This window comes from Chelatococcus daeguensis, from assembly GCF_001887265.1.
GTDB lineage: Bacteria > Pseudomonadota > Alphaproteobacteria > Rhizobiales > Beijerinckiaceae > Chelatococcus_A > Chelatococcus_A sambhunathii.
Genome location: NZ_CP018095.1, coordinates 1,870,133 through 1,887,140, shown reverse-complemented (window position 1 = coordinate 1,887,140; position 17,008 = coordinate 1,870,133). Strand labels below are relative to the sequence as shown.

Sequence of the window (17,008 nt, the reverse complement as noted above, 5' to 3'; positions counted from 1 at the left end):
TCACGACGGAAACAGATCGTGAGGCATCCTGCCCGTCTTGATGAGCCAGAGAAAGCCCGTCAGCGTCACCATGGAGGCGACGGTGCCGACGAGGATGGCCGCCGAGGCGCGTTCCAGGCCGATGCGATACTGCGTCGACAACACGAAGATATTGAGGGCCGGCGGCAGCGCCGCCATCAGCACCGCCGCGTAGACCCAGACGGGATCGAAATCGCCGAAGGCCGATAGAACCACCCAGACCAGCAGCGGATGGATGATGAGCTTGACGAAGACATGGGCCGGCACCTCGAGCGGCAGGCGCCCCAGCGGCCTGAGCGCCACCGTCACCCCGAGGATGAAGAGCGCGCACGGCGCGGCCGCCCCGGCGAGCCAGGTCACCATCTTATCGGCAAAGTCGGGCAGCGTGAGCCTGAAATAGCTCGCCGCGACGCCGGCGGCGGTGGCGAGGTTGAACGGGTGCGTCACCACCCGCCAGACCACGGCCCGCGTCGTCTCGGCGAAGCTGCGCTTGTCGGCGCCGCCGATGGTCATCAGGAACGGCACGAGCGTGAAGAGCAGGATGTTGTCGAAGACGAAGATCAGCGCCACCGGCGCGCTGGCCCCGCTGCCGAGGGCGGCGAGTACGAGCGGCGGCCCCATGTAGCCAATGTTGGAATAGGCGCCCGCGAGCCCGCGCAGGGTCGCCTGCGAGATGTCGCCGCGCGACGTCGCCATTCCCGTCGAGAACGAGATCGCAAAGGCGCTGAAGGTGCACAGGGTCGTCGCCGCGATGAAGGGCCAGTTGGCGAGTTCCTCGATCGGCGTGTTGACGATGAGCCGGTAGAACAGCGGCGGCAGCGCGACGTAGATGAGGAAGAACTGCATCCACGCGAGCCCGCCCTCGGGAATATGCACCCGCTTGCCGCAGTAGAAGCCGAGCGCGATGAGCCCGAAGAAGGGCGCAACGAGGCTGATCAGCGCGGCAAGGTCCGTCATCGAGGGCTCCCGGCGGGCGGCGTGGCGCCCGCGGCTCAAGGCATAACGTGCGGGGCCGGCAGCACAACCGCCGCAAGCGCAGGGGCCCCATGCACGGAAAGCCCCGCGCAACAGCATGCCCGGCGTGTGGAGCGCCTGGTCAGCCGTTGTCCCTTCGCCCTCCGGCCAATGGACGACGCGGCGCAACTGGTGTCTATTGCACTGCAGCATGAATGCCGGGAACCGGCGATCCGAGGGTGGAGACGACATGAAACTGCCGCGCAACTTCTATCGCCCGCTGGCGCTCGGCGCGCCGCAGCCCTTCCGGGAGCTGCCGACGCGGCTCGAGCGGATGATCCATTTCATCCCGCCGCACATCGAGAAGGTGCGCGCCAAGGTGGCCGATATCGTCGGCGAGGTGGACGTGCTGCTCGGCAATCTAGAGGATGCCATCCCCGCCGATGCCAAGGAGGCCGCACGCGCCGGCTTCATCGAAATGGCCGAAGGCTGCGATTTCGGGACGACGGGCCTGTGGGTGCGCATCAACGCCCTCAACAGCCCCTGGATGCTCGACGACGTCATGGCCATCGTCGCGGCCGTGGGGCACAAGCTCGACGTCGTGATGCTGCCGAAGGTGGAAGGCCCGTGGGACATCCACTACCTCGACCAGTTGCTCGCCCAGCTCGAGGCGCGGCACGGCATCGGCCGGCCCATCCTGATCCACGCGATCCTGGAGACGGCGGAAGGCGTCAAGAATGTCGACGACATCGCCGCTGCCTCCCCGCGCCTCCACGGCATGAGTCTCGGCCCGGCGGACCTTGCCGCCTCCCGCGGCATGAAGACCACGCGCGTCGGCGGCGGCCATCCGGACTATCGGGTGCTTGCGGACCGCAGCGCGGAGGGCATCGAGCGGGCCAGCGCCCAGCAGGACCCCTGGCACTACACCATCGCCCGCATGGTCGATGCCTGCCAGGCCAACGGGCTCAAGGCCTTCTACGGCCCCTTCGGCGACTTTTCAGACGAGGCGGCCTGCGAGAGCCAGTTCCGCAACGCCTTCCTGCTCGGCTGCGCGGGGGCATGGTCGCTGCACCCGTCGCAGATCGCCATCGCCAAGCGGGTGTTCAGCCCCGATGCGAAAGAAGTCGCCTTCGCGCAGCGCATCCTCGAGGCGATGCCGGACGGCACCGGCGCCGTGATGATCGACGGCAAGATGCAGGACGACGCCACCTGGAAGCAGGCCAAGGTGATCGTCGATCTCGCGCGTGCGGTCGCCGACAAGGACCCGGACCGGCGTGCGCTCTACAATTTGTGAAAAAACCGCAATGCTGCCGAAAGTTAGCTATTGTTGCACCGCGTTGACGGCGCCTGCCCCCCTCTATATGTCCTAGGAGACGGGACAGAAAGCACCATGAAGACGCGTTCAGCAAAGTTCGGCATCGGCCAGGTCGTGCGGCACCGGATCTATCCCTTCCGAGGCGTGGTCTTCGATGTCGACCCGACCTTCGACAATACCGAGGAATGGTGGCTCGCCATTCCCGAGGGGCAGCGTCCGGCCAAGGACCAGCCCTTCTATCACCTGTTCGCCGAGAACGACGAGACGGAATACATCGCCTACGTTTCGGAGCAGAACCTGGAGCCCGACCACTCGCAGGAGCCGATACGCCATCCGCAGGTCGATGAGATCTTCGAGCGCACGGCCGAAGGCAATTACCGGGTGCGGCACGGTTTCGACAATTAGGCCGACGCGTTTCCGCCCTCAAAGTCCAGACATAGGCCAAATGAAAAGGCGCCGGGAGACCGGCGCCTTTGTCTTGTGCGATCCGAGCGAGGCCTTACTGAGCCGGCTTCTGCCCGTTGGCCGGGGCGGCGCCGCTGGCGCCGGCCGCACCCTGCTGCTGCTCGAGACGCTTGCGCAGTTCCTCGGAGCGCTTCTGGAGCTCTTCCTGCAGCTTGCGCTGCTGCTCTTCGAGCACCTTCGGGTCGATCGGCGCGCCGTCATAGGCCTTGGTGAAGCCCGCGAGCGGAATGGCGAAGGTCACTTCGTTCGCCATCTGATTCTGCACGCTGACGTTGAGCGTGTTGCCCTTCTTCATCTGGCCGATGAAGTCGTCCTTCACCTGCGCTTCGGCGAAGCAGCCGTTGGGGAAGCAGATGGCGTACTGGCCGGGGGTCGCCTGGTTCTGGTCGACAGTAAAGCGCACACCCGGGCGCAAAAGCAGGCCGAGCGGCATCAGGAAGCGCACGATGCGCGTCGGGTCGCCCTTGACCTCATAAACCGCCACGGCCAGGACCGGCTGGCCCTGGTCGGACACGAAGTCGCGTGTCGTGTAGCAGACTTCCTTGTTGGCTGCTTGGTCCCGGCCGCAGACCTTCGTCCAGTCGGTCTGGGACGGCTCTGGCTTGACCTGCACGATCGTCGGCCCCTGCTGCTGTTGCTGGGGCTGCTGCGGCGCCGGCTGTTGCTGTGCATGGGCAAGACCCGGCAGAAGGCCAGTCGCTGCGGCTGCGACGACCGCAACCATCGCGAGCGGCGTGCGCTTCGCCGCGGTGTTCGTCATGAGGCCCATTAGAATTCCTCTTTCACGGTTCGACGGGCGCGGCGCCCGTTGGACTGGCTCGGTGGCGGAACGATCTCCGCTGCGGCCGGCGAAACGACCATCACGCGAGGAGACGCTGCATTCCGCGCCGAATGAGGCGATTGAATGACACGACTCGCGCACTCCTTTATCGTGTTCCGCCGCCGGGCGCCAGCAGGCTGGAAGGCGCTCTACGGACCTGAACGCGAGACAGGACACCGGCCGGTGACCTTTCGTTGGCAACAACCGGCCAAGATGCGCATGATGGAGCGCGCGATTCGTAGAAGGGAAACAAGGCTGGGTGACGGCAACACGCAGTGAAGCGCAGGAGCGAGTGGCTGCCCTCGATGACGAGATCTGGGCGCGCCTCAGCCTGACCCGTCTCCTCACCGGCTCGGCCCGCCGCTCGCCGGAGCGGCCGGCGTTCGCCTCCCTGCCCTCGGCGGAGCCGGTCGCGAGCCTGCTCGGCGCGGAGATGCGCCTCGCGCAAGCTGACACGATGTCGGCACGGCTCGCCACCGTTCTCGGCAACGTGCGGCTCGATCCAAAGGCCGCCGTCGGCATTCTGATGCCGTCCGGGCCGGAGGCATGTATCGCCATTCTCGCCACGATGCGCGCGGGTTTCTGCCCCACGCTGCTGCCGCTCGGCTGGGATGCGCCGCCCCTCGCCCAGGCCTGCGAGGCCGCCGGCGTCCAGGCGCTGCTCACCATCGGCAGGCTCGCCGGCATGCGGCCGGCTGACATGGCGCGGCACATTGCGGCGCGCTATTTCGGCCTGCGCTTCATCGCAGCCTTCGGCGACAAGGTGCCGGATGGCGTCGTCGCCCTCGACACGGTGCTGGCGGAGACGGAGGACCCGGTGCCTGCCCCGGCTGCGGCTTCACCCGGCGTCATCACCTTCAACCGTCCCGATCGGCCAACGCCCCTGTTGCGTAGCGAGGCCTCGCTGATCGCGAGCGCCTTGCCTTTCGTCCTCGCGGCGAAGCTGGGTGCGGGCCAGCAGATCATCTCACTGCTGGCGCCGGACGATCTCGCCGGCCTCAGCTGCGGCCTCGCCGCTGCGCTCATCAGCGGCGCGCCGCTGATCATGCAGGCGCTGTTCGACAGCCGCCCGCTCGCGGACCGGCTGGTCGCCGATCCGCAGGCGCTCCTCGTCGCGCCTGCTTGGCTCGAGCAGCCCTTGGCCGCAAGCGGCCTCTTGCGCGACCGGCGCCGGCGGGTCGCCTTCGTCCATCAGGTGCCGTTCCGTGCCGAGCCGTCCGATGCCGCCGGCGAAGCCCACATCGTCGATGTCCTCGACATCGGCGAGTTCGCACTTCTGTGCGCCGTGCGCGGCGGCAATGGCCAGCCGACCCTCATGCTCGGCCCGCAGCCGGCCCCCATGATGAACGGCCAGCCGCTGCTCGATACCCGACGCGGCATCGGCGGCCACCTCGAGGTGCGCGGCGGCGCGACCGAAATTGCGCCCGTCGGGCGGTTCGAGTGGCCGGGCGGTGCGCCCCTCGCCGACGGCTGGCGGCGCCTGCCCTACCGGGTCGACAGCCTCGACGCGCGCATTCTCGCCATCTCCGAAGCAGCGGAGCCGCCGGCCGCCTGAGCGGCCATCGCCGGAAAGGACAAGCCATGGCCGCGCCCTCCGCCAGCCTCGTCATCGACGTCGTCTCCGACGTGGTCTGCCCATGGTGCTTTATCGGCAAGCGGCGGCTCGCGGCGGCGCTGGCGCAGCGCCCGGATATCGCCGTGACCGTCAACTGGCGCCCGTTCCAGCTCGACCCGACAATCCCCTCAGGCGGCATCGACCGGAAGGATTATCTCAGGCGGAAGTTCGGCGACGACGAACGCATCGCCGCCCTGCATGACAACGTTCGCGCCGCCGCCGCGGACACGGGCATCGCCTTCCGCTTCGAGGCGATCGAGCGTTCGCCCAACACGCTCGACGCGCACCGACTGATCCGCTGGGCCCAGCCGCTCGGCCACCAGGACGCGGTCGTCGAACGCCTGTTCTCGGACTATTTCCTCGCCGGCCGCGACATCGGCGACCACGCCGTCCTCACGGAGGCCGCGGCGAGCGGCGGCCTCGATCCGGCGGAAGTCACCGCAAGGCTCGCGACGGAGGAGGACAAGGACGCGGTGCGGGAGGAGATCGCGACCGCCGCGCGGCTCGGCATCTCCGGCGTGCCGTTCTTCATCTTCGACGGGCGCTACGGGGTCTCCGGCGCCCAGGCTCCGGAAACGCTCGTCGAGGTCATCGACAAAACCCTCGCGGGCTGAGCCGCGATGCCCCTCGTCCTCGCCTGCGACATCGGCGGCTCGCATTTCCGTCTCGCCCTCGTCGACGAAGCCGGCGCCATCCGGCAGGACGTCACCCTCGCCTCGCCGGGCGAGCACGAGGACGGCGGTGGCGTTGCGCCTGAGGCCTGGTGGGACCTTTTCGCCGCGGCGGCCGAGCAGCTCGCGCGCGCGGCGCCGGAAGCCTTCGCCGGCGCGGCGGCCGTCGCCGTGTGCGGCATCACGCGCACGCAGGTCTTCCTAGACGGGGCCGGGGCGCCCGTCCACGCCGCCATCACGTGGCGGGACGCGCGCGCGGCCGAGATCGCGGAGGAGCTGCGCACGCGCCTCGATGCCGTCCATCCCGAGACGACGCACGTCAACGCCTTCCACCCGCTCGCCCGACTCGCCTGGCTGCAGCGTTATGCGCCGTCGGCCTACGGCCGCCTGGCGCACGTCGTCGACCCAAAGGATTTCATCAATGCCCGCCTGACCGGCATCGTGGCGAGCGATGCCATTTCCGCCGCGCGCCTCACTGCCTGTGCCGCAAATGCGGGCACGGCGAGCCTGTTCGCGGGCGCCGGCATCAGCGATGCGGTCCTGCCGCCGCTCCTGCCGCCGGGTGCGACGGTCGGCACGATCCGCGAGGATGCCAGCGGGGCGCTCGCCCGGCTCGCGGGACGGCCTGTCGTCTGCGGCTCGCACGATACGTGGGCGGCGGTCGTCGGCCTCGGCGCCATGCGGCCGGGCTTCGCCTACAACATCTCCGGCACCACCGAGGTGCTCGGCCTGATGAGCCCGGCGGACCGGACGGCCGAGGGGCTCCTGACGATCGACTGGGGCGACGGCCTCAACCAGATCGGCGGCCCCGGCCAGAATGGTGCCGACACGGCACGCTGGCTGGCGGAGCTGCTGGCCGGCTGGCGCGGCGAGGACGCCGATGTGCCCGCGGTGTTCGAGACGCTGCTTGCCCGGCCGCGGGATCGGGCGCCGGTGCTTTTCCTGCCCTTCCTGCAGGGCGAGCGAACGCCCTACTGGAACCCGGCCATGCGCGGCGCCTTCCTCGGCCTCAACCGCCGCCACGGGGCGGGCGACCTCGCCTGGGCGCTGATCGAGGGCATCGCCTTGCTCAACCGCGAGGTCCTGGCCCGTGCGGAGGCGGCGGCCGGCATCACCTGCAGCGAGATCCGCTTCGGCGGCGGCGCAGCGGCCAACCGGCTGTGGGCGCAGGTGAAGGCGGACGTCTGCGACCGGCCCGTGGTCGTCGGCGCGGCGGGCGAGCCCGGCCTCGTCGGCGCCGCCGCCCTCGCCCAGGTCGCCGCGGGCACCTATCCCGATCTTGCCGCGGCGCAGGCGGGCATGGCCCGGCCCGCCCGTCGCCACGTGCCGCGCGGCGACCGGCGCCCGTTCTATGACGCGCTCCATGCGCAGTTCCGGCGCGCCGTGCCGATGCTGGCGCCGCTGACGGCGGACCTCGCGCATCTCGAAACGCCGACGTAACGCCGGCTGGCCACACAATTCATGCGCGCGGCGCACACAATTCGTGCCCTTTCTGCTTGCGGGGCATCCCCAGTCTGCTAACGATGCCCGCTCCGCCAGCCTCAGCGCCCGCCGAGCCGCCGTCCGCCGAATGTCTCCCGCCTTCGCGCCCCTTCCCCGCCGCCGCCTTGCCGGCATCGCCCGCGCGATCGACCGCTGATGCGCTCCTTCCTCGAAACCTACGGCACCGCTTTCGCCGGCCTCACGCTCACGCTGTTCTTCGTCGCCTTTGCGCCAAGTTTCGCGGCGCCGATCAACCTTCTCAACGTGCTCAAGGAGACGAGCTTCCTCGCGATCCTCGCCATCGGCTTCACGCTGGCGCTGATCACGTCCGAGCTCGACCTGTCGGTGGCGGAGGTGGCGAGCCTCGCCGCGGTGGTGACGGGCGCATTGATCCAGGCTGGCCAGTCACCGCTCCTCGCCGTCGCGGCCGGCCTCGCGGTCGCCTTTGGCGCCGGTCTCTTCAACGGCATCGCCGTCACGCGGCTCAAGGTGCCCTCGCTCATCGCCACGCTCGGCACCGCGGCGATCGCCAAGGGCTTCGCTTTCATGATCACCCAAGGCGTCGCCTTCGTCGGGCGCTGGCCGGCGGAGTTCACGGGCATCGCGCGCGGCAGCATGCTCGGCGTCCCCAACCTCGTGATCTGGCTCGCCCTCGTCGCCGGCGGGGCACTGTTCCTCGTCAAATGCACGCGCACGGGCGTGCACATGACGGCGACGGGCGAAGCGGACGAGGCGGCCCGGCTCGCCGGCATCGCGACCGGGCGCATGAAACGCCTCGGTCTTGCCTTCTCGGGCCTTCTCGCCGGCGTCACCGCCGTGTTGCTCACGGCGAGCCTGTCCTCGGCCGCGCCGAACATGGCGGGGGACTATTTCCTCTATGCCATCGCCGCGGTGCTCCTCGGCATGACCATGTTCGAGCCGGGCCGGGCCAACGTGCCGGGCACGCTCGTGGCCGCGCTTACGCTCAAGGTTCTGGGCAACGGGCTCGTGCTGATGGGCGCCGCCTATTACGTCCAGGATATCGTGCTCGGGCTCATCATCATCGTTTCCGTTGCACTGTCTGCCACGGCGCTGAAGAAAGCTGCGTTTAAGCTGTAGGATCTTTGCGCCAAGATCAACTGATCGCAGATCGATCGGGGCTGGGGAGAGGAACCATGAAGAAGACGTCGCTCATCGCCGCCGCAGCCGGGGCGCTGCTGGCATTGTCCGCCAATGCCGCCATGGCTTTCGAGCTCGGCATCGTCGCCTTCCAGATGTCGTCGGAGACGCATGCGCGCGTCGCCAACGCCGCGGCGGAGGCCGCCAAGGCGAAGGGCTGGAACGTCACCCTGCTCAATTCCGAAGGCGCGCTGCCGAAACATGCCGAGCAGCTCGATGCGCTGATCGCGCGGAAGGTGGACGCCATCGTCATCGCCATGGGCAAGCCCGTGGAGGCGGACGCGCAGCTCGAAGCCGCCAGCAAGGCGGGCGTGCCCGTCATCACCGTCATGGCCGGCACGAGCCCGCACACGCTGATGGACGTGCAGGTGAACGAATATAAGGTCGGTGCCGACGCGGCGCTCTACCTGCTCGGCCAGATCGGCTACCGCGGCAACATTCTCACCCAGCGGTTCGAGGGCAATGTCGGCACGCGCATCCGCGGCAAGGTGCTCGACGTCGTCCTGTCCGAGAACACGGCGGTCAAGGAAATCGGCAAGCACAGCATGGCCCGCACGCAGAGCTGGCGCGACGACGTACGCAACGGCATGCAGGCGCTGCTCCTCAAGAACCAGGGCCAGATCAACGGCATCTGGGCCTCCTTCGACGGGCAGGCCTACATCATTGACGACCTGATGCAGGCCCAGGGCCTCAAGAAGGGCGACATTGTGCTCGTCTCCATCGATGGCGGGCCCGAGACCTACCGCCGCATCGCCGATCCGGAGAGCATGCTGATGGCGACCGTCGCCATTCCTTTCGAGGGCATGGGCCGCTCCGCCGTCGAGGCGATCGACACCATCGTCGTCAAGAAGCAGCCGAAGGACACGGTGACGGCGGGCCCCTATCTCTTCACCGACGCAACGCTCGTGGACGCCACGAACGTCAAGGAATTCATCAAGTAGGTCCGCAAGATGACCCACGCGGCCGCGACGCCGGCCGCGCCCCACCCAAACGGCAAGAACCATGGCGCCCGTCCTTTCCCTGCGCGGCATCGAGAAGTCCTACGGCGCGGTCGCCGCGCTCAAGGGCATCGACCTCGACATCGGACGGGGCGAAGTGCTCGCCATCTGCGGCGACAACGGCGCCGGCAAGTCCTCGCTGGTGCGCATCATCTCCGGCGCGCAGGAACCGTCCGCCGGCGCCATGATGCTCGACGGCAGGACGGTCAGCTTCCGCTCGCCGCAGGATGCGCTGGCGAAGGGCATCGCCACGATCTACCAGGACCTCGCCCTCGCCCCGCGCCTGTCGATCGTCCAGAACGTCTTCATGGGGGCGGAGCTGACGCGCCCGGTGCTGCCCTTCGTCCATATCCTGGACAAGCGACGCATGGAGGACCTGGCCAAGGGCTATCTCGGCCGCCTTTCGGTCGCGGTCGAGGACATGCACAGGCCGGTCGAGCGTCTGTCCGGCGGCCAGCGCCAGGCGGTCGCCATCTCGCGCGCTCTGCACTGGGACGCACAGGTCGTCATCATGGACGAGCCGACAGCCGCCCTCGGCGTAAAGGAAACGGCGCTGGTGCTCGACCTCATCCGCAAGCTCAATGCCGAAGGCCGCACCGTTGTGCTCATCAGCCACAACATGGCGGACGTGACCGCGGTCGCAACGCGGGTCGCCATCCTCAAGAGCGGCCGCAAGGTCATCGACCGGCCCGTCGCCGGGCTCGACGCCGACGGCCTCGCCCACATGGTCATGACCGGCAAGGAAAGCTGATATATCGATCCGGCGCGATCATGCATTCTTTGAGGTATTTTTGGCTGCAATCCAGCACAGACTGACGCGCCCGCGCCAATCCTGAATGCTATCTGAACAACCATTGGCAGCTTTTCGACGGCTGAATGGTGAATATATGCAGACCAACGAATCAAGTACAATTGCAGAGACCGACTCAAGCCTTTCATGCCTCGCACATCGCGCCGTTTCGGAGATGATTTATCAACATCGCCTGAAGGGTGGCGAGATCATCGTCGAGGCGCGCATCGCCGACATGCTTGGCATTTCACGCACGCCGCTCAGAGAGGCATTACAGCGTCTCGAGGGCGAGGGACTGGTGGCCAAGGCCTCCAACCGGTCGTTCGTCGTTCGCCAAGTGGATCTCATCGAATACCTCCAGAGCCTGAAGGTGCTCGAGTTCCTGGAGCCAGAGGCCGCCACCCTGTCGATCGGGCGCGTGCATCACGGGGCACTGCGTAGCGTCCGTGCGGAAATCGAGAGTGCCAGGGCGGAGCGCAAGGTCCCCCCGGATACGGTCCTGCACATCGACGAGGCCGTGCACGGCCTTTATACGGACCATTGCGGAAACAGCGCCCTGCGGCAGACGATCCGATCGCTGCGCATCGCCACGCGCCTGTTCGGCGAGATGCGCTGGAACGGCCGGCGCGAGAAATCCTTTGGCGACCATCTCGCCATCGTCGACGCGCTCGAAGCCGAGGATGTCAAACGCGCGCGCCGCGCGGTTCAGCAGCACATCCGGACACTGCACCGGCACGGCCTGTCGCTGATGAGCTGACCGCCACGAGCGCCAACGGCGGGCGAAGCCCCTAGCGCAACCAGGCGCGCAGCCTCGCCACCGTCTGGCGGCAATCCTCCATTGAACCGGCGAAGGAGAAACGGACGAAGCGCGCGCCCCTGTCCGGGTCGAAATCGAGCCCCGGCGTCGCCGCGACGCCCGTCTCATCCAGCATCCGGCGGCAGAAGGCGAGCGAATCGTTCGTGAAGCGCGCAACGTCGCGATAGATGTAGAACGCCCCGTCGACGGGCGGCCCCTCGCCGAGGCCGATCGCCGCCAGTTCCTGGAGCAGGAAGGCGCGATTGGCCGCATAGCCGGCCTTGATCGCCTCGAGTTCCTCCACAGCGTCGAAGGCAGCCTCGGCCGCCACCTGGCTCAGATAGGGCGGCGAGATGTAGAGGTTCTGCGCCAGCGTCTCGACCGGGCGCACGAGGGCATGAGGCACCACGAGCCAGCCGATGCGCCAGCCCGTCATGCAGTAATATTTGGAGAACGAGTTGACGATCAGGGCGTCGTCTTGGACGGCAAGCGCCGTTTCGGCCGGCGCGTCGTAGGTCAGCCCGTGATAGATCTCGTCGGAGATGAACCAGATGCCGGAGCGCCTGCAGGTCTCGGCGAGCCGGGCGAGCGCCTCGCGCCCCATCATGGTGCCCGAAGGGTTGGCCGGGCTCATCACCAGCGCACCGGCGAGCGGCGCCTCCCGGTGTGCCCGCTCCACCGCCTCGGCCGTCATCACCCAGCCGCTTGCGGCATCGACGGCGATGTCGACCGGCTCGATGCCGAGCGCGGCGAAGATGTTGCGATAGGCGGGATAGCCGGGTGCCGTGATGGCAACGCGCGCGCCTGGCTCGAACAGGGCAAGAAAGGCGAGCACGAAGCCCGCCGAAGAGCCGGTCGTCGCGACGACGCGCTCGGGCGCCACATCGACGCCATAGGCGTCGCGGTAGTGCCGGGCGATGCGCTCGCGCAGGGATGGCAGCCCGAGTGCCTCCGTGTAGCCGACCTGCCCGATGTCGAGCGCCGCGCGCGCGGCCTCCCGCACGCGACGCGGCGCCGGCGCGGACGGCTGCCCGACCTCCATATGCACCACGTCCCCGCCGGCGCGTTCCTTCGTCCTGGCGGCGGCGAGTACGTCCATGGCGAGGAACGACGACACGCGACTGAGACGGGCGGGCAAGGGAGGGAGCGGCATGAACAGGTTCTCGGATCAGGTCTCCCGCGGGATTAACCGCCCGCCGGGCCGATGGCAACGCCGCGGCCGGCATCGCGGCGCTCGCTGACGGAGGCTGCCTGCGGCCGTTTGCCCCCCGCCAGTCCCGATGCCCCAGAAATGACGCGGTGTTGGCGCACTGACGCGCTGGTGAATTGATCTTGGCGTCCTTCCGTGCTCCCTGAGCCGGAAAAGCTGCTCCATCCCGGTTCAGGAATCCAACATGATCGCTCTTCGCTCGTTCGCTCCCGTCCTCCTCGCCTGCGGGCTCGCCACCAGCCTCACGGCCTTCGGAGCCTCGGCGCAGTCGGACACCATTTCCACTCAGGATCGGGCGGGTATCGAGAAAATCATCCGCGAGTATCTCATCCAGAACCCGGAGGTCCTGCAGGAGGCGTTGGTCGAGCTCGAGCGCCGGCAGCAGCAGGCGCAGGAGGATGCGCAAAAGCAGGCGCTCGCCAGCCATTCCGAGGCGCTGACGCAGTCGCCGCACGGCATCGTCGTCGGCAATCCCGAGGGCGACGTCACGCTTGTCGAGTTCTTTGACTACAACTGCGGCTACTGCAAGCGGGCCGTAGGCGATGTCGTGGCCCTGACGAAGGCGGACCCCAAGCTGCGCGTCGTCCTGCGCGACCTGCCGATCCTCGGGGCCGATTCGGTCGATGCTTCCGTTGTCGCCCTCGCCGTCCGGGAGCAGCTCGACGGCGACAAGTACTTCGAGTTCCACACCCGTCTCATGAACTCGCGTGGCCGGGTGGGCAAGGATCGGGCGATGGCCGTCGCCAAAGAGATGGGCCTCGACCTCGCGCGCCTGCAGAAGGACATGGAGTCGCCGAAGATCCGCGAGGCGCTGGCCGAGACGCTGGAACTTGGCGATAAGCTGTCTCTGACCGGCACTCCCGCCTTCGTCATCGGCGATGCGATCATCCCTGGCGCGGTCGGCGCCGAACCGATCAAGCAGCGCATCGCAGCCATGCGCACGTGCGGCAAGAGCGAGTGCTGAGCACGGCGTCGCAAAGCAGCGTGCGCCGCGAGGCGGCTTTCGCGCGCAAAGTCTTCCTTTCCCACGCGCTTCGCGCTAAGAGGGCCGGGTTCGCGCGCCGTCCCGGCCGCGTCGTCCGCCACGGCATAGAGAGCCCATGGTCGCCGTTCACATCATCAACGGTCCCAATCTCAACCTTCTTGGCGTTCGCGAGCCACAGACCTACGGCTCCCTGACGCTGGCCGCGATCGAGCAGCGCCTGGTCGAACTCGGCGCTCGCCTCGGCGCTGATGTCACCTGCCGGCAGTCGAATGTCGAGGGCGAACTCGTCGAATTCATCCACGAGGCGGGCCTTGCCGGCGCCGGCATCGTGCTCAATGCCGCGGCCTATACCCACACCTCCATTGCCCTGCGCGATGCCATCAAGGCTGTCGATGCGGTGGCGATCGAGGTCCACCTGTCGAACGTGCACGCCCGAGAGGCCTTTCGACATCACTCCACCATCGCGCCCGTCTGCGCCGGCGTCATCTGCGGCTTCGGCCCGGTGAGCTACGAGCTCGCGCTTGATGCCATCGTGCGCATCCTGAGGCAGCGCCACGGTGCCGATGGCAACTGATCGAACGGACATTCAGACGATGGCCACCGCAAAACAGAACCCGATCGACCCGAGCCTCGTGCGCGAGCTCGCGCAGCTGATCGCCGACACCGATCTCTCCGAGATTGAGGTGGAAAAGGGCGATCTGCGCATCCGCGTCGCACGCCACCTGACGGCGAACGTGTCCGTTCCCGTGGCTGCCGCCCCGGTCGCTGCCGTCGCCCACAATCCCGCTCCGGCACCGGTCGCCGCCCCGCCGGCGCCGCCGGCCGGCAAGCCGGGCGCCGATCACCCCGGCGCCGTCACCTCGCCGATGGTCGGCACCGCCTATCGCCGCCCCTCGCCGGAGGCGAAGCCCTTCGTGGAGGTGGGTGCGCGCGTCGAGGCCGGCGACAAGCTGCTCCTCGTCGAGGCCATGAAGACCTTCAACGACATCCTGGCGCCACGCTCCGGCACGGTCACGGCGATCCTGGTCGAGGACGGGCAGCCGGTGGAGTATGGCGAGCCGCTCCTCGTCATCGAGTGAGGCTCTCCGCATGTTCGACAAGGTCCTCATCGCCAATCGCGGCGAAATCGCCCTGCGCATCCTTCGGGCCTGCAAGGAGCTCGGCATCGCCACTGTCGCCGTCCATTCGACAGCCGACGCCGATGCCATGCATGTGCGCCTCGCCGACGAGAGCGTGTGCATCGGCCCGCCCACCGCGCGCGACAGCTATCTCAACATGCCGGCGCTCATCTCGGCCTGCGAGATCACGGGCGCCGATGCGGTCCATCCCGGCTACGGCTTTCTGTCCGAGAACGCCCGCTTCGCCGAGATGCTGAGCGACCACAACATCACCTTCATCGGCCCCAAGGCCGAACACATCCGGCTTATGGGCGACAAGATCGAGGCCAAGCGCACGGCAAAGCGCCTCGGCATTCCCTGCGTGCCGGGCTCGGAGGGCGGCATCAGCGACGACGACGAGGCCCGGCGCGTCGCGGCCGAGATCGGCTTTCCCGTCCTCATCAAGGCGGCGGCCGGTGGCGGCGGGCGCGGCATGAAGGTGGCCCGCAACGCCGATGAGCTGCCGCACGCCTTGCAGACCGCGCGCGCGGAGGCGAAGGCGGCCTTTGGCGACGATGCCGTCTATATCGAGAAATATCTCGAGAAGCCGCGACACATCGAGCTGCAGGTGCTCGGTGACGGCCAGGGCGGCGCCATCCACCTCGGCGAGCGCGATTGCTCGCTGCAGCGGCGGCACCAGAAGGTGTGGGAGGAAGGTCCCTCGCCCGCCCTCAACCGCGCCGAGCGCGACCGGATCGGGTCCATCGTCGCCGACGCGATGAAGAAGCTCGGCTATCTCGGGGCTGGCACGGTCGAGTTTCTCTACGAGAACGGCGAGTTCTACTTCATCGAGATGAACACCCGTATCCAAGTGGAGCATCCGGTGACGGAGATGATCACCGGCATCGATCTCGTGATCGAGCAGATTCGCATCGCCGCCGGCCATCCCCTGTCCATCCGCCAAGAGGATGTGCAGATCGAGGGTCATGCCATCGAGTGCCGCATCAATGCCGAACATCCGGCGACCTTCCGTCCCTCGCCCGGCACGATCACCTATTATCATCCGCCCGGTGGCCTCGGCGTGCGCGTTGATTCGGCGGTCTACCAGGGCTACCGCATTCCGCCGCATTACGATTCGCTCGTCGGCAAGCTGATCGTGCACGGCCGCTCGCGCAACGAGTGCCTGATGCGCCTGCGCCGCGCGCTCGACGAGTTCGTCGTCGACGGCATCGACACGACGCTGCCGCTGTTCCGCACGCTGGTGCGCAACCAGGACATCCAGAACGGGCTTTACGACATCCACTGGCTCGAGGGCTTCCTGCGCAGCGGTGGACTCGATCTCGAAAGCTCCGCAGCACAGGGCCAAGGTGGTTGACCGCCCCCGGCGTTCCCCGTATCTGAGGCGGACCAGAGCGAGCGCGTAGCTCAGCCGGTAGAGCAACTGACTTTTAATCAGTAGGTCCTGGGTTCGAGCCCCAGCGCGCTCACCACCGCCAAGTCCCTGACCGGCAAGGGATTGCAGATGACATCAGGCGCAGGCATGCCGCCGGACAGGCCCGGCGGCCCCAAGGACGAGACGGTCGCGAGGCGCTTCAGCCTCACCTTCGTCCTCGCCACGCTCGCGTTCGCCGCGCTGACCTATGGCGTCATCGCCGGCTTCGATCCCTACGGCGTCAGGCGCGGCGCGGGCGAGCCGGGTCCGCTCATGGACATCAACCAGCGCTACGTCTATCCGCAAATCGTGCGCAGCGGACGTTATTCCTCCGCCGTCTTCGGGACTTCGACCGTACGTCTCCTCGATCCGCAGCGGCTCGATAAGCTCCTCGGCGGGCGCTTCGCCAATCTTGCGATGAATGCCGCCACGCCATGGGAACAGATGCAGATCGCCGACCTGTTCCTGCGCCATACGCCGGCGCCGGGGACGCTCGTCTTCGGCATCGACGCGCCCTGGTGCGACCGCGACGCCGACAGCGAGGCCAAGCGCCTGACGCCCCGCCCCTTCCCGCCCTGGCTCTACGACGACGACCGGCTCAACGACTGGGCCCATCTCTTCAATTCCAAGAATCTCGAGATCGCCCTGCGGGTGGCAGCCTATCGGCTCGGCCTCATGGACGAGCGCATCCGCGGCGACGGCTACGAGGTCTTCGTGCCGCCGGAGGACACCTACGACCTTTCCCGCGCGCGCATGCACATCTGGCAGGGGCATGCCCCCGAGGCCGTGACATCCGTCGTGCCCGCCGAGACGGTGAGCGAGGCGGAGCGTAAGAGCTGGCGCTTTCCGGCGCTCGCATGGCTCGATGCCATGCTCGCACGCGCACCGGCCACGACGCGCAAGATGATCCTGCTGCCGCCGGTGCATGTCGCCGTGCAGCCGCGACCAGGCAGCAAGGCCGTCATGCACGAGGAGGCCTGCAAGGCCATGCTTGCCGAGATTGCCCAGCGCCACGGCGCGCTGCTCCTCGATTTCCGCCGATCGTCGCCCGTGACGCGTGAGGACAGCAACTACTGGGATCCGATGCACTATCGCATCGGCATCGCGCGGCGCATCGAGGAGACGCTGGCGGCAGCCATGGGCGGGACGACGGAGGCTGACGACGGCTTCTTCGTTACCCCCGGCTCGCCCGTCTGGTGAGG

At 68.0% G+C, this 17,008-nt stretch carries 18 protein-coding genes and 1 tRNA gene; 16 read left to right on the top strand and 3 right to left on the bottom strand.

What is annotated here, in order from left to right; translation table 11 throughout:
- Complete coding sequence (locus tag BOQ54_RS09005; protein WP_063186250.1) at positions 1 to 975, bottom strand: AEC family transporter; 975 nt, start codon at positions 973 to 975, stop codon at positions 1 to 3.
- Positions 976 to 1,222: 247 nt separating this feature from the next.
- Between BOQ54_RS09005 and BOQ54_RS09000 the strand changes: the two genes are divergently transcribed.
- Positions 1,223 to 2,266, top strand: coding sequence for an HpcH/HpaI aldolase/citrate lyase family protein (locus BOQ54_RS09000; RefSeq protein ID WP_071923742.1), 1,044 nt, complete (start codon positions 1,223 to 1,225; stop codon positions 2,264 to 2,266).
- A gap of 96 nt (positions 2,267 to 2,362) precedes the next feature.
- Positions 2,363 to 2,692 (top strand): heat shock protein HspQ, encoded by a 330-nt coding sequence (hspQ, locus tag BOQ54_RS08995; RefSeq protein ID WP_055458369.1) that lies wholly within the window; start codon positions 2,363 to 2,365, stop codon positions 2,690 to 2,692.
- A 94-nt stretch (positions 2,693 to 2,786) separates the two neighbouring features.
- Here the strand turns inward: hspQ and BOQ54_RS08990 are convergent, their stop codons facing one another.
- Positions 2,787 to 3,521: an invasion associated locus B family protein gene (locus tag BOQ54_RS08990; RefSeq protein ID WP_055458370.1), complete on the bottom strand. Its 735-nt coding sequence runs from the start codon at positions 3,519 to 3,521 to the stop codon at positions 2,787 to 2,789.
- 135 nt (positions 3,522 to 3,656) lie between these two features.
- Here BOQ54_RS08990 and BOQ54_RS19730 point away from each other — a divergent pair, with 135 nt between their 5' ends.
- The 8 genes from BOQ54_RS19730 (at position 3,657) to BOQ54_RS08955 (ending at position 11,043) form a co-directional block, all read left to right on the top strand.
- Positions 3,657 to 3,851 (top strand): hypothetical protein, encoded by a 195-nt coding sequence (locus BOQ54_RS19730; RefSeq protein WP_141659657.1) that lies wholly within the window; start codon positions 3,657 to 3,659, stop codon positions 3,849 to 3,851.
- A gap of 13 nt (positions 3,852 to 3,864) precedes the next feature.
- Positions 3,865 to 5,127 carry an AMP-binding protein gene (locus BOQ54_RS08985; protein ID WP_055458371.1) on the top strand — a complete coding sequence of 421 codons (1,263 nt, stop codon included), beginning with the start codon at positions 3,865 to 3,867 and terminating at the stop codon, positions 5,125 to 5,127.
- Positions 5,128 to 5,153: 26 nt separating this feature from the next.
- Positions 5,154 to 5,801 (top strand): DsbA family oxidoreductase, encoded by a 648-nt coding sequence (locus tag BOQ54_RS08980; RefSeq protein WP_063186244.1) that lies wholly within the window; start codon positions 5,154 to 5,156, stop codon positions 5,799 to 5,801.
- A 6-nt stretch (positions 5,802 to 5,807) separates the two neighbouring features.
- A complete protein-coding gene (locus BOQ54_RS08975) occupies positions 5,808 to 7,298 on the top strand; it encodes a xylulokinase (protein ID WP_071923741.1) in 1,491 nt (496 codons plus the stop codon).
- A 198-nt stretch (positions 7,299 to 7,496) separates the two neighbouring features.
- Positions 7,497 to 8,438 (top strand): ABC transporter permease, encoded by a 942-nt coding sequence (locus BOQ54_RS08970; RefSeq protein ID WP_071923740.1) that lies wholly within the window; start codon positions 7,497 to 7,499, stop codon positions 8,436 to 8,438.
- A gap of 56 nt (positions 8,439 to 8,494) precedes the next feature.
- Positions 8,495 to 9,439, top strand: coding sequence for a sugar ABC transporter substrate-binding protein (locus tag BOQ54_RS08965; protein WP_063186237.1), 945 nt, complete (start codon positions 8,495 to 8,497; stop codon positions 9,437 to 9,439).
- 61 nt (positions 9,440 to 9,500) lie between these two features.
- Positions 9,501 to 10,247 carry an ATP-binding cassette domain-containing protein gene (locus tag BOQ54_RS08960; protein WP_071923739.1) on the top strand — a complete coding sequence of 249 codons (747 nt, stop codon included), beginning with the start codon at positions 9,501 to 9,503 and terminating at the stop codon, positions 10,245 to 10,247.
- A gap of 136 nt (positions 10,248 to 10,383) precedes the next feature.
- A complete protein-coding gene (locus BOQ54_RS08955; protein ID WP_063186233.1) occupies positions 10,384 to 11,043 on the top strand; it encodes a GntR family transcriptional regulator in 660 nt (219 codons plus the stop codon).
- Positions 11,044 to 11,074: 31 nt separating this feature from the next.
- On the opposite strand, the gene BOQ54_RS08950 is transcribed toward BOQ54_RS08955, so the two are convergent.
- Positions 11,075 to 12,235: a pyridoxal phosphate-dependent aminotransferase gene (locus tag BOQ54_RS08950; RefSeq protein WP_063186231.1), complete on the bottom strand. Its 1,161-nt coding sequence runs from the start codon at positions 12,233 to 12,235 to the stop codon at positions 11,075 to 11,077.
- Positions 12,236 to 12,476: 241 nt separating this feature from the next.
- Between BOQ54_RS08950 and BOQ54_RS08945 the strand changes: the two genes are divergently transcribed.
- From BOQ54_RS08945 to BOQ54_RS08920, 6 genes are all read left to right on the top strand, one after another.
- Positions 12,477 to 13,256, top strand: coding sequence for a DsbA family protein (locus tag BOQ54_RS08945; protein ID WP_055458379.1), 780 nt, complete (start codon positions 12,477 to 12,479; stop codon positions 13,254 to 13,256).
- A 136-nt stretch (positions 13,257 to 13,392) separates the two neighbouring features.
- The gene (gene aroQ, locus BOQ54_RS08940; RefSeq protein ID WP_055458380.1) at positions 13,393 to 13,851 is read left to right on the top strand and encodes a type II 3-dehydroquinate dehydratase; all 459 of its coding nucleotides are present in this window, start codon (positions 13,393 to 13,395) and stop codon (positions 13,849 to 13,851) included.
- A gap of 19 nt (positions 13,852 to 13,870) precedes the next feature.
- A complete protein-coding gene (gene accB / locus BOQ54_RS08935; RefSeq protein WP_055458381.1) occupies positions 13,871 to 14,356 on the top strand; it encodes an acetyl-CoA carboxylase biotin carboxyl carrier protein in 486 nt (161 codons plus the stop codon).
- A 10-nt stretch (positions 14,357 to 14,366) separates the two neighbouring features.
- Entirely contained in the window at positions 14,367 to 15,749 is a 1,383-nt protein-coding gene (gene accC, locus BOQ54_RS08930) for an acetyl-CoA carboxylase biotin carboxylase subunit (protein ID WP_055458382.1), read from the top strand.
- 39 nt (positions 15,750 to 15,788) lie between these two features.
- Positions 15,789 to 15,864: transfer RNA gene (locus tag BOQ54_RS08925), tRNA-Lys, on the top strand.
- A gap of 32 nt (positions 15,865 to 15,896) precedes the next feature.
- Positions 15,897 to 17,006 carry a hypothetical protein gene (locus BOQ54_RS08920; protein WP_245316176.1) on the top strand — a complete coding sequence of 370 codons (1,110 nt, stop codon included), beginning with the start codon at positions 15,897 to 15,899 and terminating at the stop codon, positions 17,004 to 17,006.
- Positions 17,007 to 17,008 lie beyond the last annotated feature (2 nt).

Coding starts and splice junctions, on each gene's coding strand:
- BOQ54_RS08960 (WP_071923739.1), top strand. CDS start 9,501: ATGGCGCCCGTCCTTTCCCTGCGCGGCATCGAGAAGTCCTACGGCGCG.
- BOQ54_RS08955 (WP_063186233.1), top strand. CDS start 10,384: ATGCAGACCAACGAATCAAGTACAATTGCAGAGACCGACTCAAGCCTT.
- BOQ54_RS09005 (WP_063186250.1), bottom strand. CDS start 975: ATGACGGACCTTGCCGCGCTGATCAGCCTCGTTGCGCCCTTCTTCGGG.
- BOQ54_RS08920 (WP_245316176.1), top strand. CDS start 15,897: ATGACATCAGGCGCAGGCATGCCGCCGGACAGGCCCGGCGGCCCCAAG.
- hspQ (WP_055458369.1), top strand. CDS start 2,363: ATGAAGACGCGTTCAGCAAAGTTCGGCATCGGCCAGGTCGTGCGGCAC.
- BOQ54_RS09000 (WP_071923742.1), top strand. CDS start 1,223: ATGAAACTGCCGCGCAACTTCTATCGCCCGCTGGCGCTCGGCGCGCCG.
- BOQ54_RS08950 (WP_063186231.1), bottom strand. CDS start 12,235: ATGCCGCTCCCTCCCTTGCCCGCCCGTCTCAGTCGCGTGTCGTCGTTC.
- BOQ54_RS08980 (WP_063186244.1), top strand. CDS start 5,154: ATGGCCGCGCCCTCCGCCAGCCTCGTCATCGACGTCGTCTCCGACGTG.
- aroQ (WP_055458380.1), top strand. CDS start 13,393: ATGGTCGCCGTTCACATCATCAACGGTCCCAATCTCAACCTTCTTGGC.
- accB (WP_055458381.1), top strand. CDS start 13,871: ATGGCCACCGCAAAACAGAACCCGATCGACCCGAGCCTCGTGCGCGAG.
- BOQ54_RS19730 (WP_141659657.1), top strand. CDS start 3,657: ATGACACGACTCGCGCACTCCTTTATCGTGTTCCGCCGCCGGGCGCCA.
- BOQ54_RS08975 (WP_071923741.1), top strand. CDS start 5,808: ATGCCCCTCGTCCTCGCCTGCGACATCGGCGGCTCGCATTTCCGTCTC.
- BOQ54_RS08970 (WP_071923740.1), top strand. CDS start 7,497: ATGCGCTCCTTCCTCGAAACCTACGGCACCGCTTTCGCCGGCCTCACG.
- BOQ54_RS08945 (WP_055458379.1), top strand. CDS start 12,477: ATGATCGCTCTTCGCTCGTTCGCTCCCGTCCTCCTCGCCTGCGGGCTC.
- accC (WP_055458382.1), top strand. CDS start 14,367: ATGTTCGACAAGGTCCTCATCGCCAATCGCGGCGAAATCGCCCTGCGC.
- BOQ54_RS08990 (WP_055458370.1), bottom strand. CDS start 3,521: ATGGGCCTCATGACGAACACCGCGGCGAAGCGCACGCCGCTCGCGATG.
- BOQ54_RS08965 (WP_063186237.1), top strand. CDS start 8,495: ATGAAGAAGACGTCGCTCATCGCCGCCGCAGCCGGGGCGCTGCTGGCA.